This window comes from Neobacillus sp. DZ-9, from assembly GCF_059587065.1.
Genome location: NZ_JCAIOL010000005.1, coordinates 434171 through 450925 on the forward strand (window position 1 = coordinate 434171; position 16755 = coordinate 450925).

A 16755-nucleotide genomic window follows, 5' to 3' on the forward strand; every position below is an offset into this window, starting at 1 on the left:
TATTTAATGAACCCTAATTTTTTCTTTAGAAGTTATTAGAAAATGTGACTGATTTCCAAAAGAGGGCACTCTAAGTATAGAAAATGAACTTGAACGTTCACTGAAAAAAAGATTAATAATTGATTAAGATGCAATTTTTATCCAATTACTGTGCTACATTTCAGGAAGATAAGGAAGAGCTTATATGCTAACTCTATTTCTATATCTTTGGAGGCATCATATGTCACATCTAATCACTCTATTTGAGCAGCATAGCTATGTCATTTTATTTATAGGGATCTTTCTAGAGCTCTTGGCCCTGCCTATTTCTGGAGAATTTCTAATGAGTTATGCGGGATACTTTGTCTTTCAGGGAAAAATGAATTACACTCTCGCACTCTTAACAGTCTTTTTAGCAGGTGGTGCCGGCATAACCGTCACTTATTGGATAGGAAAATCAGGAGGATATAAACTCATCGAAAAATATGGCAGGTATATCCATATGGGACCTGAAAGATATGAAAAAACAACTGCTTGGTTTGAAAGATCCGGCAGCAAATTGCTAGTGTTTGCTTATTTCATTCCTGGTATTAGGCATTTCACAGGTTATATTTCAGGGATTTCAAGAATGCCGTTTCGAAGATTTATTATTCCTGCTTATATTGGTTCTTTTCTTTGGGGGTTATGTTTTATTACCTTGGGAAAAGTATTGGGGCCCCAATGGGAGGTTTTCCATCAGGCTGCAAAGAAATATTTCACTATTTTTATCATTGCTATCGCCATAATTATCGCAGTGTATTTGGTCTATCGATTCTATAAAAATCAAATAAAGGATTTTCTTATTCGTTTTTTAAATTGGTTAATGAATCGGTTTAGAACGATTAGAGCTACTGAAGTTTTTCTTATTGTTTTTACATTGGTTTTTATTGGAATGGTCGTACTTATGCTGGGCTTAGCTGAAGACTATTTATATGGTGAGTTTACGCAGTTTAATGAGATTACTGAATATTTGGTCCAGTCCACTATTTTTATGAGCTGGATGAAGTTATTTAATGTATTTCAATCACCATATTCTGTTTGCGTAGTAATAGCAATAACCATAGTTCGTATATGGAGAAGAGGCAAGAATAGGATGCTGGAGTATCTTCTTCTCATTGTTTCGATTCTAGGAGCTAGAATATTTCATGAAACCATTATGCAGATTTTTGACACGCTTCAATCCATCGGGTTTGTAGGGAAATTTCATTCTGCTAATTTTCCTGATGTAAATGCTACTTTAATGATGATCGTCTATGGAACCACCATATTTTTACTTGTCAGGCATACGAAAAATAATTATATGCCTATCTTTATCCCAATATTTGGGTTAGTCATATTAATTGGTTGGGCAATAGTACAAATTGCATCAAATGCGCTGCTTCCTAGTGATATTGTTGGGGGATATGTCTATGGCGGAGTCTGGATATTTTTTAACTTTCTGTTGTTTGAAATGTCTCGACTTGTTGTCCGAAAAGAATAATTGTCCTTGGGAACTTTACAAGGACTTTAACTAATTTTACAAACCTTTTACACAAGGTAAACCCTAGGTTAACATTCATTTTATTTAATAGTGTTGTAGAAGAAAATGAATTTACTAGGGGGAGAACAATGAGTAAGAAGCGTTTTAGCAAAAAAGCGGCTGCAATCGCACTAGGATTAGCTATAACTATTCCGGCTTTAACACCTGCTGCAGCGGCAGGAAATGGTCATGTTACGATTGATTCTGTAAAGTTTAATGGAATGGAAGCACCGAAAACGATTGATAAAATGGTTCAAACCTATACGAACGCATCTATGGAAGTGAAGTATAGCAATGGTGAAGTGAAGAATTTCCCACTTTCATATAAGAGACTTTTTAAATCCGAAGACAAAGTAGCTATGAACAAAGGGAAGTTGATTCCTGCAGGTACACCAATTGATGTGAATGGTGACCCAATTATGGATACGAGTGTGGAGGGTAAACCAACATATTATGTATCAGATGCACCAGATTCAAACAGTTTATTGAAGCCAATTGACGGAAAGATTTACATGGTAACCCATTATGAATATCAAACGATTGATGCGGCTGGTAAATCAGCATATGGAATCGTTCCTGCATCGATGTCATTATCTACTCTTAATCAAGATAAGAAAACGGGTGAATTAACCCCTAAATCGGTTAAGAAAATTGATTTTTCGAGTGTTAATGGACTTTGGATTCCATGTAATGGTTCCCTTTCCCCATGGAATACCCATTTAGGGTCTGAGGAGTATGAGCCAGATGCCCGCAGTTTTGAACTAGATCCGAATTCGTCAGCAAGAAGTCAGGTAGAAAGCTTTGCTAAGCTTTACTTTGGCGATAAGTCAAAAGCAAACCCTTATTTCTACGGATTTATTCCTGAAATTAATGTAGACAAACACGGTTCTGCTTCTGTTTCAAAACATTACAGCATTGGCCGTTTCTCCCATGAATTAATGAAGATGATGCCTGATAACCGGACTGCCTTCTTTGGTGATGATGGTTCTTATACAACAATGTTCATGTATGTAGCCGATCAAGCGAAGGATCTTTCTGCCGGTACATTATATGCCGCAAAATTCCACCAAACTGGTACTGAAAATGGCGGAGCTGGAAACTTAGAATGGATAAAACTTGGTCATGCAACTGATAAAGAAGTCAAACACATTATCGACAGCGGTATTAAGTTCAGCGATATTTTCGAAACATCTGATGTTCCAAAAGAGGGCTTTAAAGCAATTAAGCAATACTCATACGGCAAAACAGAATATTTAAAACTGAAACCTGGTATGGAAAAAGCGGCTGCGTTCCTAGAGTCCCGCCGATATGCAGCAATGCTTGGTGCGACGTCTGAATTTAATAAAATGGAAGGTGTAACCTTAAACGAGAGGGATAAAAAGGTTTACATTGCGATTTCCGATCAAAGCAATGGTATGCTCGAAAATGCTGCAGATCCAGCAGATGATATGAAACTTCCAAAAATTAAATCAGGTGTTACGTATCAATTAGATTTAACTGATGGTCAAAAAGACAGCAAAGGCGATAAGATTAAAAGTAAATATGTGGCTGCCAGCATGTCTGGATTGATTGCTGGTAAGGATATGCCAACTGCAGATGCATACGGCAATACAGCGGATGTCAATTCAGTAGCCAATACGGATAATTTAAGCTATTCGGAAGCTTTAAGAACGCTATTTATCGGTGAGGATAGCGGTATGCATACAAACAACTTTGTATGGGCTTATAATGTAGATACTAAGGAACTCTCTAGAATCCTCTCCGTTCCAGCAGGTGCTGAATCGACTGGTTTGTTTGCAGAAGATAACCTCAATGGATTCTCATACATTATGAGTAACTTCCAGCATCCAGGAGATGAATTAGAAGGTAAGAAAATCACTGCAGTCGATAAAACCGAATTAGAACAGGCGATGGAAAAAGAAATTGGTATTGATCGCACTGGTGGAGTAGGCTATATTTCCGGGATGCCTTTTGTAGGTGACTTGCAAAATACCAAAAGTGATGTAAAAACCGATTTGAAAAAATAATAAACAGAATCAAGCTGTTTATCAAGAGCTTCCTTTTTTAAACTCCGGTAATCCAAGGTTACCGGAGTTTATTATTCAAGAAAATGAAAGAACCCGAATGATCAAATCGGGTTCTTTTCTTATACATGAATCGCACTTAATAGTAATAAATTGAAAGTTTAATAAGGGTGTACCACCATAATCGCCGATTTTGGGAGAGTTAATGAATCTGAAGGAAATAGAAGATTTAAGGTATGTTTTGTTTGGTTAATAACAAATCATTTTTAGATGAAAAAATAACCCTAATTTATGAACATTTCCATAATATAACTTTAATAAATTTGTTTAATACCTGATAAACGGATGGAGTGTAACACTTGTTTTTCATCTTTTAATGATAGCAGTTGTTCTTTAAGATTGAGGCAATATACACGCCCCTTGAGGGTCTTTAAAGCACCATTTTTATAATAATCAATCGTAATCAGACCATTTTGAACAAGTTTTTTCAGGAACATTGTAATCCTCCTTTATTCGAATTGATTTCACACTACACATTATAAGATAAGTTTATAAAGAAAACATGTTGAAAATGTTAAGTTATTGTGAACAAAATCACAAGTTATTTGGAAAAATTAACTAGTCTAATAGTAATAGATATATAGTCAGAATTTTATTAATTTGTAATTAACAATTATTCAATAAGCACTTAATAAAACAGGAGTAATCTTAAACCGTACCAAAAAAGGGAGTGAGAGAGATGTTAAAGAAACTTAGAAAAAAGAAAAGGCTGTTTGCGGGACTTACATTAAGTACCATGCTATTAGGTTCAGCCGGTGTCTATGCTGCGCAAGACGGTGTTTTTGGAAGCAATTTAGTGGGTCAACAAGCAGATGGTTCCGTGCAAACACCTGTTAACCAATTGATCACACCAGCTGGAAAACAAATTGAATTTGGCGGGAACCCGATGACGGTCGCTGTTAATCCAAATGGAAAAACTGCTGTAACTATCGTTGGCCGCAACAATTACGGCGGCACTGGAATCAATGTCATCGATCTTGCAAGCGGAGTGATGAAAGCCCAGGATATCAGCTTAGGTCTTTCCAGTATGTGGGGCTTGGCTTATTCAAAAGATGGAAGCCAGCTATATGCAACTGGTTCGTCAAGCTCAACTGGTAAAGTTGTCGTTATGACTGTTGGACAAGATGGCACTCCCAAAGTTCTAAAATCTATCACTCTTCCTAAAGCAACTGTCGGCGGTAATATCAACCCGCTTGATATTACTGTTGCGCCAGACGGCAAGCTTCTAGTTGCTTTAAACCGTGACAACAGCCTTGGCGTAATCGATCCGGTAACAGGTGCAATAACCAAAGTTGCCGTCGAAAATGCTCCTACAAGCGTATTAGTTGACGGTAACTTTGCTTATGTAACCAACCAAGGCGGCCGCAAAGCTCAAGCAGGCGACACTACGGTTGACTCTTCAGGCACTCCAGTTGTTACAGATGAAACAGGTGCTACTACAACGGGAACCGTTTCTGTCGTTGACCTTTCGACAAATACAGTTATTAAGAACATTACAGTTGGCGTACAGCCGGAACGGATGACACAGTCAGGCCAGTACATATTTGTAACCAACACAAATAGTGACACCATTTCAGTAATTGATTCAAAGACAAATGATGTGGTCCAAACGATTGACATTAAACCATATCCAAATGCGCCAAAAGGTTCAGCTCCAAACGCTGTTAAAATGGTGGATGGCAAGTTAATGGTCAGCCTTGGCCGTGACAATGCCATTGCGGTCTATGACTGGCAGGCTCCAGATAAGACACCTGAATTGCAAGGACTTTTACCAACGGCATGGTTCCCAGTCGATATCGCAGTCGATTCAGCCAATAAAAATCTTGTCGTTGCCAATGCCGATGGTATTGGATCACGCGGGCCAACACGTAATTTGAACATCCAGGGAATTACCGTAAACGGTCACTCTTCGTATGCGCAGCAAGGGTCACTTTCCTTGATTCCATTCCCGACTGCACAGGCCTTAGCAAAGGGAACAGATCAAGTGTACAAAAACAATAACTGGTACGGCTTAAAGGATCTTAACGCGAAACCGCGCGACAATAAAAAGCCTGTTGCGATGCCTGAGCGTATCGGTGAGCCTTCAACAATTAAACACGTATTCTATATTATCAAAGAAAACCGGACATATGACCAAGTATTGGGTGATGTTGGAAAAGGAAATGGAGAAGTAGCCTTAACGCAGTTCCCACAAAAAGTAACCCCTAACTTGCATAAACTGGCTACTACGTTCCCGCTTCTGGACAATACTTACGTTGGCGGTATCCAATCAGCAAGCGGCCACCAATGGGTAATGCAAGGAACCAACAATGACTACGAGGATAAAGAAACTGATGCTGCAAACGTGCGAAGCTATCCTGGTGGTGCTGGGGATGCGATGGCATATGCACCTACAGGCCATTTATGGGATCAGGCCCTTAAACATGGCAAGACTGTAGAAAACTTTGGAGAAGATACAACTGCATTTACCGGAACGTTGCCACAAGGTTCTTGGACTGATTGGTATAATGATTATTTAATTCTTTCCGGCCAAAAGCAAGGCGATCTTCATGTTCCGATTGGAAACTATGAGGCAAAAACGGATATTCCGTCACTTGAACCAATTACACATAAACCGTTCCCAACGTTTGACATGGGCATACCAGATCAATATCGTTTTGAAATTTTCAAACAACAGTTTGAACAACACGTTAAGAATAATGATTTACCTGCTCTTACGACAATGTGGGTAACGAATGACCATACTAATGGACTCGCTTCGGGCTTCCCTACACCTCAAGCGATGGTTGCGGATAATGACTTGGCTGTCGGTAAAATTGTTGATTTGATTTCTCACAGCCCTTACTGGAAAGACTCTGTCATTATCGTTACAGAAGATGACGCCCAAAACGGTTTAGATCACGTTGACGGCCATCGTCAGCCTGCATTTGTCATCAGCCCTTGGGTGAAGAAAGGGATTACAAACAGCCACTATTGGACTGTCATCAATATGGTTCGCAGTATTGAGCAGATTCTTGGAATTCCTACTATGAACCAAAACGATGCAGCTGCAGAGCCAATGAGTGAACTCTTTACGAATAAGCCGGACTTTACACCATACGAATTTGTGCCAAACCAAATCCCGCTTGACACGTTAAACGGAACACCTGAAGCAAATACGGCTGTTCTTGCCAACACAACCAATGTAACACCGGAGGCAAAGGAACTCTCGAAAAAATGGACAGAGTGGTCCAACAAGAACAAAGATAAGTTAACCGGCAAAAATGCAGTACCGGATGAAATCAACGCAAATATGCAAAATCATGCCGTTTGGTATGCGACAGAAGGCTTTGATAAACCATACCCAGGTGAGAAAAAAGCACTTGCACCCCAAGAGGTCGAAAAACAGCCTGAAAGCTTTGCTCCGACCACTACTGACAATGACTAAAAGATTAAATGAAAAATGAATCATAACAATAGCTATCCGCAAGGGTAGCTATTGTTATAAATAAAAGGGGGAGCAGTTCGGGCTTCCATTGCCCGGAAAAAATGATATGAAACCATTGATTTATGAAATGATGAAGCGCGGAATTCTCATATTAACTTTAATAGTTCTAATACTCGTGTGGGGTGGGATGTCTGCATGGCAGATACAAAGGGACTACCTGCCAGAAATCAATAATTCAACCCTGTCTGTAACAGTACGTGCAGATAATTACCAGGCGGATCAAGTAAAAGCAATAATTACAGAACCTATCCAACAGGCAGTACGGGTCGTTGATGGTCTTCAAGATGTAGAAACAAACTCCTTTAATGGCGGATCATTGATCAGTCTAAACTTTCCTATGAATTATAAAATGGAACAAGCGGAGGAACAGGTTACAAAAGCCTTGGCTGATATCAAATTACCTGCTGGTATTGATAAACCGCTGGTAACCCGACTTAGTACACATTCCATGCCCATTATAAGAATGAGTCTGATGAGTTCTTCTGAAAATATCTCAGAAAATATGCTCCGAACCTCTATTCAAGAGGATTTCGTAAACCGATTGAAATCAGTACCAGGGGTAAAAGATGTCCGAGTATCCGGAGGTGGAACAGCTGGATATGCCGTCAACCTCCGGCTGGAAGATTTAACGAAAGCTGGTTTAACCGTTAATGACGTAAAACAATCACTTCAAGAAAACTATATTACTGGATTAGAGGGAAAGGTTTCAAACAACCAGGTATCTATTCCTGTCCAAGTTTCTGGGTGGGGCATAAATCAACAAGATCTATTGAAGCTGCCTATTCATAACGGGGAAGGCAAAGCTGTACCTCTATCAGAGGTTGCAGGCATTTCAAACTCCATAGTCAACCTGGAGACGATCTCAAGATCCGATGGGAGGCCTAGCGTACTATTAGATGTTTTGAAGACTTCAACATCCAATATTACAGATGTATCTGATCGGATAAAGAGTAAAATCAAAGATATTCCTGCATTGAAGAATAAAGATATTCAAGCCTCCATTTTATTTGATCAAGGCGCGCAGGTTAACGAATCTCTAAAAGGCCTAATAAAAGAAGGTTTATTAGGCTGCTTGTTTTCAATGATTTGTGTTTTTCTGTTTTTCCGGAAAGTCCGTTCAACCTTATTAATTGTCCTTTCACTGCCAATTTGTCTTTTGGCAACAACTGGCTTATTAAAAACCATGGGTATTAGTCTCAATATTCTTACTGTTTCAGGACTTATTGTTGCCATGGGCAGGGTTGTCGATGACTCGATCGTTATCCTTGATAATATGAACCGGAAAGTACATGAGGCAAACGCGAAAACCAGCGTCCACTTACTAACACATGCTGTAAGAGAAATGATTCCTGCCATTGTTTCATCAACTGCGACTACTGTTGCCGTCTATGTTCCCATCGCGCTTATTGGCGGGATGGTAAGTTCAGCTTTTTCCGGATTTGCTTGGTCTGTGGTGATTGCCTTAATTATCTCACTATTCGTTTCCATTTTGGTTGTTCCTGCACTTTACAACCTGTTTTGGAAGGGAAGACCGATGTCGGGCGATGATAAATTAGAGCCTTTCGCCCAAAAAATTCTAAATTGGGTATTTGACCGAAAGAAAAAAGTGGTCTTAACCTTTGTTTCATTATTTCTATTAACGTCGATGGGAGCTGCCTTCCTGCCAGTGAATTTTTTGCCAACAGCCAAAACGGGTCAAATCGCTGTCCAATTAGAAATGCCTCAAAATACTTCCTTAACCGAAGTCGATGCAGAAGTAAAAAGATTGGAAGCCTTATTGGAAACGAATCATAAAGTAGAGTCATTTTCTTCAGGACTCGGATCAACGTTTACTCCTCAATCGGATGATGTATTTGATGCAGGAGGCGGATGGCTTCAGAAACCGAATATTGCCAATTTTTCCATAAAGGTTAAGAACGGTACGGATGTAAATGACTTTATAAAGAGTTTACAAAATCAATTAAATTCGTTGTCAAGCAAAGCTGTTTACGCTGTTTCAAATCAAAATATTGCAGGCGATGATTCCCAATTAAAAATTAATCTTACGGGATCCGATAGTCAAACACTAGAAACAATGGCTCAAACCATACGAAACGAGCTTAAACTTATTCCAGGTCTATCAGTACAAGGGGCCGCGGAAGCTGATGATCATATGACTCAGTATCAGATTACTCTAAACCGCAAGGCAATCGAACATTTTGGTATTAAGCTGGAGGACGTTATCAATCGAATTCAGCAATATACCGCTGAAGGAACAAAAGGGTTCATCTCAATTAATCAAAATCAATTTCCAATTGTTATTCATACCGATAAACAAAATGGCACTTCAAAGGATATCTTTACGTTAATGGGCGGTGAGATCTTCCAAGATAAGGATGGAAAAAGCGTGAGATTGGATCAGCTTGCATCATTAGAGCCAACAGGTTCATCGGTGATTCAAGAGAAGGATGGACAACCGTATGCTGTGATTACCGCAAATATCATTTCAAGTGATATTGGGAAAGTGTCAAAACAAGTCAAAACTGCCCTTGGAAAAATACCGCTGCCTGAGGGTATCGAGTATTCATTCGCGGGTGCTCCTCAGCAGGTATATGAAATGATTTACGAAATGGCGCTTGCTTTGTTCTTTTCCATTTTGCTTGTACTGATCATCATAAGTTCTGTCTTTCGGGGATGGAGAGCACCTATGACCGTATTAATTTGTATCCCATTAGCCTTTATTGGCTCTGTAATCGGAATGTTTATTTTTCAACTTGAATGGAATCTCGCAGCATTAGTGGGATTATTGATGTTGACGGGAATCGTCGTGACTAACGGGATCGTCCTTGTCGATAAAATTGAAAGAAATCTTAGAGACGGATTAGAACCAAAATTAGCCATCGTGACCGGGACCGCTACACGGGTCAGACCAGTTTTAATGACAGCAGGTACAACTGTATTAACTTTGCTTCCTTTAGCCGTGTCAGGTAAAGCAGACACCATCGTGTCACAAACATTGGGAGTTGTTGTGGTGGGAGGTATGATCAGCTCGACGCTTATTTGCCTCTTGGTTATTCCAATCATGTATGAATGGATGACTGGAAAAGGCAGAAACACAAAAGCTTCACAAAAGTCCCAAATCTCAGCGTAGAGTTGGAAAGAAATATTTAGTTTTTACAAAATCTTTGCATTCCCTTAACAAAAGCAAAACGCGGCATTAATATTCTTTATGTTTAATGGAACTATATTTACAAATTGGAGGGATGAGCTAGTTTTATAGGACAAGTCTCTATCTTACTGTTAAGCGGGTGATTTGATGAAAAATAAAGTACTTGTTGTCGATGATGAACAGTCCATTGTAACGCTCCTACAATATAATTTGGAGCAGGCTGGTTTTGAAGTCATTACCGCGATGGATGGTGAAGCTGGTAAACGTTTAGCAACAATCGAAGCTCCTGACATCATTGTTTTAGATTTAATGCTTCCAAAGCTGGATGGAATGGAAGTATGTAAATTGCTTCGTCAGGATAAAGTCATGACTCCTATTTTAATGCTGACGGCAAAGGATGATGAATTTGATAGAATAATAGGTCTTGAGCTCGGCGCTGATGACTATATGGTAAAGCCCTTTAGCCCAAGAGAAGTGATTGCGAGAGTAAAAGCGATCTTAAGAAGAACCCAGGCTCAAGCGGAAGATGCACAAGAGCAAAAAAACGGGCCAAAAATAAAAATAGGTAAATTAACAATCTATTCTGAAAAATACGAAGCCTACATTAAAGGAACTCTTCTGGAGTTAACATTAAAGGAATTTGAGCTGCTCCTTTTCATGGTGCAAAATAAGGGCAGAGTACTAACTCGTGATAACCTGCTTAGTTCTGTATGGAATTATGAATTTGCAGGGGATACGAGAATTGTGGACGTGCATATCGCTCATTTAAGAGAAAAAATTGAAGAGGATACCAAGCGGCCGGCTTATATTAAAACCGTTCGTGGTCTTGGCTATAAATTTGAAGTGCAACAAGGATATTAACATTATTCGGAAAAAGTGTTATTTAACGGAAGGAGGACACTTTTACAAAACCTTTACATTCTATTAAAACTGAATTAATACTTTACTCCTATACTAGTAAATGTAAAGCGGAACAAAAATTCATTACTCTTAGGGGGAAATAAAGCAAATGAAAAGCTTTAAAAAACTAAGCCTGCTTACAGTATTCGCAGCATTAATGGTAATCATGGCAGCATGTGGAGGCGGAGCTTCTACTGATAAAACAGAAGGAACTGCAAAGAATGAAACACCTAAAACTGAAGAAAAGAAAGAACTTTCTGGATCATTAGTCGTTTCTGGTTCATCTGCAATGCAGCCATTAGTGGCAGCGGCAGCCGAAGAATTTATGGCAGCAAATCCAAATGTTGATATTCAAGTTAATGCTGGCGGATCTGGTACTGGCCTATCACAAGTTGCTGAAGGATCTGTTCAAATTGGTAACTCAGACGTATTCGCTGAAGAAAAAGAAGGCGTTCCAGCTGATCAGCTTGTAGACCACAAAGTAGCTGTTGTAGGTATGACTGCTGCGGTTAACCCTAAAGTCGGAATTAAAGATATCAAAAAAGAAGACCTAATCAAAGTATTCACTGGAAAAATCACTAATTGGAAAGAACTTGGCGGTAAAGACCAAAAGATCGTTCTTGTAAACCGTCCTGACTCTTCTGGTACACGTGCAGTATTTAATAAATTTGCACTTGATGGTGCTACACCAGCTGAAGGAGTAACAGAAGACTCTTCAAACACTGTTAAAAAGATTATTAACGAAACAGATGGTGCCATTGGATACCTTGCATTCTCATACTTCACTGATGACACTGTAACACCTCTTGCAATCGATGGTGTAGAACCAACTGCAGAAAATGTACAATCTGGTAAATTCCCTGTATGGGCATACCAGCACTCTTATACAAAGGGTGAACCAACTGAACTTGCTAAAGCGTTCCTTGACTTTATGATGTCAGATGATATTCAAAGCAACTTATTAAAAGAACAAGGATATCTACCTGTAACAAAAATGGAAGTAGAGCGTGACGCAAAAGGAAATCAAACAAATAAATAATGAACGATGAAAAAGGTAAATGCCAAGCGCATTTACCTTTTTCATTTATTTTTTAATTGGTGGATTGTTGATATCCACATGAAAAGGTGCAAGATTATCTTCGTTTTTTCCATAGAATTGTTCCTGTATTTCCTGATTTGCCATTTCTGCCTCGGAATTCACCTCAGAGGACTCCCTCGCACTATAGTCTTTAAATTTTTGACTCATATTTTGATTTGTTTCCCTAGCCTCAATTTTGTTTTGTTCATCAATAGACATAAAATCACCTCACTTATTTTCTGAAAAACTGGAAGTACACTTAGGTTATAAAAAAATTTAAAAAATAACCTAAATAAATTATTTTAGGAAAGACAAAATATAAAATGAGCCATTTTCAAGGAGGAATCCAGTGATGATAAGTTTAAAAAAGTTAAGTCTAATGATTATAATTTTAACATTCATGGTGATTACAGCTGCTTGTGGCGGCGGTGCAACAAAAGATAAAACAAAAGATACTGCTGATAAAGGCGGGAAAGAGCTATCAGGATCCCTGGTTGTTTCCGGTTCTTCAGCTATGCAGCCTCTTGTTGCTGCCGCGGCAGAAGAATTTATGGCCAATAATCCAAAGGTGGATGTTCAAGTAAATGCAGGCGGGTCTGGAACAGGTTTGTCTCAAGTGGCTGAAGGGTCCGTCCAGATTGGGAACTCTGATGTTTTTGCTGAAGAAAAAGAAGGCATTCCTGCCAACCAGTTAGTGGATCATAAAGTAGCGGTTGTTGGGATAACCGCTGCGGTTAATCCAGATGTTGGAATTAAGGACATTTCAAAAGATAATCTCATTAAAGTTTTTACGGGCAAAATAACAAACTGGAAGGACGTTGGCGGGAAAGATCAAAAAATCGTCTTAGTAAATCGCCCTGATGCTTCTGGTACACGTGCAGTCTTTAATAAATTTGCTCTTGATGGAGCAACACCTGCAGAGGGAATTACCGAAGATTCTTCCAACACGGTAAAGAAAATTGTTAATGAAACGGCTGGGGCAGTTGGTTATTTAGCATTTTCTTATTTCACTGATGATAAGGTAACGCCATTATCTATCGATGGTGTTGAACCGACAGATGAAAATGTGCAATCAGGCAAGTTTCCTGTTTGGGCTTATGAACATTCCTATACAAAAGGTGAACCAACTGGTGTAACAAAGACATTTTTAGACTATTTAATGTCCGACGACGTTCAAAACAAATTGTTAAAAGATCAGGGGTACTTACCGGTTACCAAAATGAAAGTAGAACGTGACGCTAAAGGGAATCAAACAAATAAATAATTATTATAAGTAGGGTAAATGTGGATCCACATTTACCCTTACGACGTAATTTAGGGGTGTTTGGTGCAATATGGAAAAACTGGTTCCTGCAAAAGAAAGACTATTAAAATCAAGTAAAGATAGGATGGGGGGAGAATTCAGGGGAAAAGTCCTAGTGATTTTATGTGCTGTCATTATGATTTCAGCAACGATAGCCATTACGATTTTTCTAGGAACAAAAGGTCTGCAATCCTTTATTAAGAATGGTGTAAGTCTTATTGAGTTCTTAACGAGTAAGACTTGGAATCCTACTAATCAAGCCAAGCCAGCATACGGAACATTACCATTCATTTTCGGTTCATTTGCAGTAACCTTTCTTTCAGCACTAGTAGCGGCACCGTTAGGTATTGGCGGAGCCATCTTTATGACAGAAATTGCGCCTTCTTGGGGAAGAAAAATTTTGCAGCCAGTCATAGAGCTTTTAGTCGGAATTCCATCCGTTGTTTATGGATTTATCGGACTTACAGTATTAGTTCCTTTTATCAGGGAAAATGTCGGTGGACTTGGATTTAGTCTACTATCCGGAACCATTGTTCTTTCTGTCATGATTCTGCCAACCGTAACAACCATTGCTACAGATGCGATGAGCTCTTTGCCCAAGCCCTTAAGAGAAGGTTCTTACGCACTAGGTGCAACTAGGTGGCAAACCATTCGAAAAGTACTCATTCCTGCAGCAATGCCAACATTGCTCACTGCTATTGTACTTGGGATGGCGAGAGCATTTGGAGAAGCTTTAGCTGTTCAAATGGTTATTGGTAACGTGAAGAATTTGCCTTCAAGTTTACTGGATGCGTCCGCAACGTTGACAACCATTATTACGTTAAATATGGGGCACACCACATATGGAAGTGTGGAAAATAATACTCTCTGGTCGATGGGATTAATCTTATTAATCATGTCGTTCGCATTTATTCTCTTCATACGTTATTTATCTTCAAGGAGGAAGATGTAATGAATGCCAAATCTGCTGATCGATTTGCTTCAGGTGTCTTTTATGTCATTGCACTTGTTATTATTTCAATACTTGTTGGTTTATTTTACTATATTTTGGTAAACGGATTAAAAAATATCTCCCTTGATTTCTTAACGGGTCCTTCATCAAACGTACGAGCGGGCGGGGGAATCCGCGATCAATTATTTAATTCGTTTTATGTCCTGTTTATTACGATGCTGATTGCTGTGCCACTAGGGATTGGCGGCGGAATTTATATGGCTGAGTATGCTAAACCTGGAAAGGTAACAGACATTATTCGTTCATGCATTGAAGTTTTAGCATCGCTTCCTTCAATTGTAATTGGCATGTTTGGTTTATTGATGTTTGTTAATTTAACAGGGTGGGGCTATACCATATTAGGGGGTGCATTAGCACTTACAGTGTTTAATTTACCCGTTATAGTGCGTGTAAGTGAGGACGCTATCCGTTCTGTCCCAAGGGAGTTGAAAGAGGCCAGCCTTGCATTAGGCATTACACATTGGCACACAATTAAAACCGTCATATTACCAAGTGCATTCCCAACTATTTTAACAGGAATCATCCTTGCTTCCGGGCGGGTATTTGGTGAAGCAGCGGCGCTTTTATTTACGGCCGGTCTGTCAACACCAAGACTGGATTACGCAAATTGGAATCCGTTTTCTCAAACCTCTCCATTAAATATTTTTCGCCCAGCAGAAACTCTTGCCGTGCACATTTGGTCTGTCAATACTCAAGGCTTAATCCCGGATGTAGAAGAGGTCTCTAGCGGTGCAGCTGCGGTTTTAGTTATTTCTGTATTAATTTTTAATTTATTGGCAAGATGGATCGGGAGTATGATACATCGGAAAATTACAGCATCTTAATAAAAGTAGGTGAGTAATCATGGTTACAGCTACAAAAGAAAGACCGGTCGAAACAAAAGCAGTTGGAAGTCTTGAGAATTTGCAAAGAAATCATATTCTACAAGTAAAAAACTTAGAGATTTTTTATGGAGAAAAACGAGCTGTTAATGGGATATCATTGGATATTGAAAAAAATTCTGTGACCGCTCTCATCGGCCCGTCTGGATGTGGAAAATCCACCTTTTTACGAAGTATTAATAGGATGAATGATCTTATCCCTGGAGCACATGCAAAAGGAGAAATCATTTATGAGGACCTGAATATTTTATCTGATCAAATAAACGTTGTTGCATTACGAAAGGAAATTGGAATGGTCTTTCAAAAACCGAATCCTTTTCCAAAATCGATTTATGCAAATATAACCCACGCTTTAAAGTTTGCAGGAACGAGAAAGAAAAGCGTGCTTGATGGAATTGTTGAGGAAAGCCTGCGAAAGGCGGCATTGTGGGAAGAAGTAAAGGACCGTCTTCATAAATCAGCAATAGGTCTTTCAGGCGGACAGCAGCAACGTCTTTGCATTGCAAGAACGATCGCGATGAAACCAACCGTTATGCTTCTGGATGAGCCTTCTTCCGCACTCGATCCAATCTCTAACGGAAAGGTTGAAGATCTTATCATAGAATTAAAAAAGGACTATTCCATTATTATCGTAACTCATAATATGCAGCAGGCATCTCGTATTTCCGATAAAACAGCTTTCTTCTTAAGCGGTGATTTGATTGAATACGATTTAACGGAAAAAATATTTACCAATCCTTCACAAAAAAAGACCGAAGAGTACATTTCAGGAAGGTTTGGATAAGGAGGATTCGTATGTCTGCCGTAACAGTACATAGACAGGTTTTTCAAATAAATGATTTGAATTTATGGTATGGTGAGCATCATGCATTAAAAAAAATAAACTTCCCGATTAACAAAAAAGAAGTAACCGCGATTATTGGTCCTTCCGGCTGTGGAAAGTCAACTTTTATCAAGACGTTGAACCTGATGATTAATTATGTTCCAAATGTTAAGATGACAGGAGAAATTAATTATAATGGACAAAATATTTTAAATGAAAAAATGGATCTAGTAGAACTGCGAAAAAATGTTGGAATGGTTTTTCAAAAAGGAAATCCGTTTCCACAATCGATATTTGATAATGTTGCTTATGGACCAAGAATCCATGGAATCAAAAGAAAGACCCATCTTGAAGAGATTGTAACCAAATCTTTAATGGACGTAGCCTTATGGGACGAAGTAAAGGATCGATTAAATGCTCCAGCACTTGGTCTATCAGGCGGACAGCAGCAAAGATTGTGCATTGCAAGAGCACTTGCAACAAAACCGGATGTCTTACTCAT

13 protein-coding genes are annotated in these 16755 nt (G+C 39.0%); 11 read left to right on the forward strand and 2 right to left on the reverse strand.

Annotated features, from left to right (window positions below; translation table 11 throughout):
• Nucleotides 1–220: 220 nt before the first annotated feature.
• Both AC59HZ_RS17030 and AC59HZ_RS17035 read left to right on the forward strand, forming a co-directional pair.
• Nucleotides 221–1498, forward strand: a complete 1278-nt coding sequence (locus tag AC59HZ_RS17030; protein WP_496546977.1) for a VTT domain-containing protein — start codon at nucleotides 221–223, stop codon at nucleotides 1496–1498.
• 128 nt (nucleotides 1499–1626) lie between these two features.
• Complete coding sequence (locus tag AC59HZ_RS17035) at nucleotides 1627–3564, forward strand: PhoX family protein (protein ID WP_496546978.1); 1938 nt, start codon at nucleotides 1627–1629, stop codon at nucleotides 3562–3564.
• A gap of 311 nt (nucleotides 3565–3875) precedes the next feature.
• Here AC59HZ_RS17035 and AC59HZ_RS17040 read toward each other — a convergent pair whose 3' ends face one another.
• Nucleotides 3876–4058: a YolD-like family protein gene (locus AC59HZ_RS17040; RefSeq protein WP_496546979.1), complete on the reverse strand. Its 183-nt coding sequence runs from the start codon at nucleotides 4056–4058 to the stop codon at nucleotides 3876–3878.
• 242 nt (nucleotides 4059–4300) lie between these two features.
• Here AC59HZ_RS17040 and AC59HZ_RS17045 point away from each other — a divergent pair, with 242 nt between their 5' ends.
• The 4 genes from AC59HZ_RS17045 (at nucleotide 4301) to AC59HZ_RS17060 (ending at nucleotide 12195) form a co-directional block, all read left to right on the forward strand.
• Nucleotides 4301–7048 (forward strand): bifunctional YncE family protein/alkaline phosphatase family protein, encoded by a 2748-nt coding sequence (locus AC59HZ_RS17045; protein WP_496546980.1) that lies wholly within the window; start codon nucleotides 4301–4303, stop codon nucleotides 7046–7048.
• A gap of 106 nt (nucleotides 7049–7154) precedes the next feature.
• Nucleotides 7155–10238 (forward strand): efflux RND transporter permease subunit, encoded by a 3084-nt coding sequence (locus AC59HZ_RS17050; RefSeq protein ID WP_496546981.1) that lies wholly within the window; start codon nucleotides 7155–7157, stop codon nucleotides 10236–10238.
• Between the two features lie 165 nt (nucleotides 10239–10403).
• Nucleotides 10404–11117 (forward strand): winged helix-turn-helix domain-containing protein, encoded by a 714-nt coding sequence (locus AC59HZ_RS17055; protein ID WP_496546982.1) that lies wholly within the window; start codon nucleotides 10404–10406, stop codon nucleotides 11115–11117.
• A gap of 148 nt (nucleotides 11118–11265) precedes the next feature.
• Entirely contained in the window at nucleotides 11266–12195 is a 930-nt protein-coding gene (locus tag AC59HZ_RS17060) for a phosphate ABC transporter substrate-binding protein (RefSeq protein ID WP_496546983.1), read from the forward strand.
• Nucleotides 12196–12240: 45 nt separating this feature from the next.
• On the opposite strand, the gene AC59HZ_RS17065 is transcribed toward AC59HZ_RS17060, so the two are convergent.
• Nucleotides 12241–12453 carry a hypothetical protein gene (locus AC59HZ_RS17065; RefSeq protein ID WP_496546984.1) on the reverse strand — a complete coding sequence of 71 codons (213 nt, stop codon included), beginning with the start codon at nucleotides 12451–12453 and terminating at the stop codon, nucleotides 12241–12243.
• Between the two features lie 136 nt (nucleotides 12454–12589).
• Between AC59HZ_RS17065 and AC59HZ_RS17070 the strand changes: the two genes are divergently transcribed.
• The 5 genes from AC59HZ_RS17070 to AC59HZ_RS17090 all read left to right on the forward strand — a co-directional run.
• Nucleotides 12590–13498: a phosphate ABC transporter substrate-binding protein gene (locus tag AC59HZ_RS17070; protein WP_496547074.1), complete on the forward strand. Its 909-nt coding sequence runs from the start codon at nucleotides 12590–12592 to the stop codon at nucleotides 13496–13498.
• 70 nt (nucleotides 13499–13568) lie between these two features.
• Nucleotides 13569–14489, forward strand: coding sequence for a phosphate ABC transporter permease subunit PstC (pstC, locus tag AC59HZ_RS17075; RefSeq protein ID WP_496546985.1), 921 nt, complete (start codon nucleotides 13569–13571; stop codon nucleotides 14487–14489).
• Complete coding sequence (gene pstA / locus AC59HZ_RS17080; protein ID WP_496546986.1) at nucleotides 14489–15373, forward strand: phosphate ABC transporter permease PstA; 885 nt, start codon at nucleotides 14489–14491, stop codon at nucleotides 15371–15373. Before pstC ends, pstA begins: the two co-directional genes overlap by 1 nt.
• Before the next feature lie 19 nt (nucleotides 15374–15392).
• The gene (gene pstB, locus AC59HZ_RS17085) at nucleotides 15393–16214 is read left to right on the forward strand and encodes a phosphate ABC transporter ATP-binding protein PstB (RefSeq protein ID WP_496546987.1); all 822 of its coding nucleotides are present in this window, start codon (nucleotides 15393–15395) and stop codon (nucleotides 16212–16214) included.
• Nucleotides 16215–16225: 11 nt separating this feature from the next.
• A partial coding sequence (locus AC59HZ_RS17090; protein WP_496546988.1) for a phosphate ABC transporter ATP-binding protein occupies nucleotides 16226–16755 on the forward strand: 530 nt, incomplete at its 3' end.

Bases quoted from the DNA above. Each gene is read 5' to 3' on its own strand.
- AC59HZ_RS17060 (WP_496546983.1), top strand. From the start codon at position 11,266: ATGAAAAGCTTTAAAAAACTAAGCCTGCTTACAGTATTCGCAGCATTA.
- AC59HZ_RS17050 (WP_496546981.1), top strand. From the start codon at position 7,155: ATGAAACCATTGATTTATGAAATGATGAAGCGCGGAATTCTCATATTA.
- pstA (WP_496546986.1), top strand. From the start codon at position 14,489: ATGAATGCCAAATCTGCTGATCGATTTGCTTCAGGTGTCTTTTATGTC.
- pstC (WP_496546985.1), top strand. From the start codon at position 13,569: ATGGAAAAACTGGTTCCTGCAAAAGAAAGACTATTAAAATCAAGTAAA.
- AC59HZ_RS17045 (WP_496546980.1), top strand. From the start codon at position 4,301: ATGTTAAAGAAACTTAGAAAAAAGAAAAGGCTGTTTGCGGGACTTACA.
- AC59HZ_RS17040 (WP_496546979.1), bottom strand. From the start codon at position 4,058: ATGTTCCTGAAAAAACTTGTTCAAAATGGTCTGATTACGATTGATTAT.
- pstB (WP_496546987.1), top strand. From the start codon at position 15,393: ATGGTTACAGCTACAAAAGAAAGACCGGTCGAAACAAAAGCAGTTGGA.
- AC59HZ_RS17065 (WP_496546984.1), bottom strand. From the start codon at position 12,453: ATGTCTATTGATGAACAAAACAAAATTGAGGCTAGGGAAACAAATCAA.
- AC59HZ_RS17035 (WP_496546978.1), top strand. From the start codon at position 1,627: ATGAGTAAGAAGCGTTTTAGCAAAAAAGCGGCTGCAATCGCACTAGGA.
- AC59HZ_RS17055 (WP_496546982.1), top strand. From the start codon at position 10,404: ATGAAAAATAAAGTACTTGTTGTCGATGATGAACAGTCCATTGTAACG.
- AC59HZ_RS17030 (WP_496546977.1), top strand. From the start codon at position 221: ATGTCACATCTAATCACTCTATTTGAGCAGCATAGCTATGTCATTTTA.